Raw genomic sequence first — 1,550 nt, 5'->3', positions numbered from 1 at the left:
GCACCTTCGGCACAGCCTTACGTTCCCTCAAGCGCGGTTTCCTCCCTTGGAGGCTTTCGGACGCCAGCCGCCGAATACGCGGCGCCGTCCCTCATGCGGCCGGCATCCGAAACCCTTCACAAAAGCGGCGGTCCCGCCTCGTGTGAATGTCGCCCGCATTTCATTCGGTAGCGGACATGCGGTCGCATCTCTGACGCTCTGGATTGGGCAACGCGCTCTTAGAGGATAGCGCGGCGGGTCAGTCCTGGCACGAACTAGCTTGATAGGCTTCCGGTCGTCCTAAAAGCGTTAGGGTTCTCGCCAGACCCACCAGCTATTGTCGCAGCGGGCGCACCAATTGCATCACAGGCCCTTCCCGCAATCCCTTGAAGAATGGATGGCGCACCTTGCCCTCTGCCGATTTCGCGCGGTACTCGATTTCGGCGAGCAGCTTCGGTTCGACCCAGATGCCCTTGTGGGCGATGCGCTTGGTGTAAGGTTGCGTTTTTCGGATCAGCGGCGTCAGGCGCTTCTGCAGATCGGCAGCGGATGTCTTGTCGAAGCCGTGATCGACCTTGCCTACATAGATTAGGTCCTCGCCTTTTCGGCGGCCGACATAGATGCCGTCCCATTTGTTGCCGTCGAGCGCGAAGCCTGCGATTATCAGCGTCTCTCGCTGCACGCAGGTTTTCTTCACCCAGTTGTTGCCCCGGCCCGAGGTGTAGGCGCTGTCGCGCACCTTCGAGATGACGCCTTCGAGCCCGACCTTGCAGGCCTGCGCGTACATCTTTGGCCCGTCGATCACGAAGCTCTCGCTGAACTGGATGTCGGAGCCGTCGATAATGTTCTTCAGGTGCGCCTTGCGCTCGGTCATGCGCCAGTTCGTGCGGGGCGCTAAGCAGGCCCGACTTAATTATCCTATCTGGGTAATGTCGTAGAACTCGCGCCAAGTTGAATATGTTTTCTCACCACGATCAGCCGACCACCTTACGACATTTCCGTTTTTCTCCACGCGAAATCGAATACCGTTGGCCTCCTGCGGGTATCTGCTCAAAATCGTTGGATCAACAGTGCTGCTCTGTTCGAGAGTTTCTCCATTTGCTGCGGCTTGAAATTGTTCAATCGAACGAAAATTTACCATTCCACCCGCCATCATCGCCGATATCATGCCATTTTGGGCAGCACGGATAGGGGATGCCAGCAAGGACTCCATCGGGCGTGAAGGCGTTCGCAGAGCGATCCGCGGTGATGCGAGACGCGCCGCCGCCAAAACCGCTTCGCGCAAGCGGACGATCTCGTGCACCAGCGAGTTGTTTAAGAAGTTGCTCGTGCCGAAGGTTGGGTAAAACAAGCACTAGGATGAGCGCAATTAGGGGCGATATCGCCGGTAGGGACGGCACGCTCGACATCATCCGCCACAGCATCGAGATGTTCGGGCTGTTCCGAATGCCGCGAGCGGCGATGGACGGCGAGAAGATCGTGGAGACGGGGATGTGAACCGCGCCAAGTTTGGTGGCCGCAACCGATTGCATGGACCAGATCCCTACAATGGTTCGGTCGCGAACACGATC

2 protein-coding genes and 1 pseudogene are annotated in these 1,550 nt (G+C 58.3%); 1 reads left to right on the top strand and 2 read right to left on the bottom strand.

The genetic code is table 11. The annotated features are described in order from the left end of the window. Positions 1-313: 313 nt before the first annotated feature. A pseudogene (locus ACZXDY_RS45835) lies at positions 314-847 on the bottom strand (ATP dependent DNA ligase); the annotation flags it as partial. Between the two features lie 45 nt (positions 848-892). Then, positions 893-1,330 carry a hypothetical protein gene (locus ACZXDY_RS45830; RefSeq protein WP_464350002.1) on the bottom strand — a complete coding sequence of 146 codons (438 nt, stop codon included), beginning with the start codon at positions 1,328-1,330 and terminating at the stop codon, positions 893-895. A gap of 8 nt (positions 1,331-1,338) precedes the next feature. Between ACZXDY_RS45830 and ACZXDY_RS45825 the strand changes: the two genes are divergently transcribed. Next, entirely contained in the window at positions 1,339-1,476 is a 138-nt protein-coding gene (locus tag ACZXDY_RS45825) for a hypothetical protein (RefSeq protein WP_464350001.1), read from the top strand. The last annotated feature ends 74 nt before the right edge of the window (positions 1,477-1,550 follow it).

Source organism: Bradyrhizobium sp. LeoB3 (assembly GCF_055456055.1).
This window is presented reverse-complemented; position numbering and strand designations above follow the sequence as displayed.

What these genes read in the sequence shown, in the direction of transcription:
- ACZXDY_RS45825 (WP_464350001.1), top strand. Translation starts at nt 1,339, where the DNA reads ATGAGCGCAATTAGGGGCGATATCGCCGGTAGGGACGGCACGCTCGAC.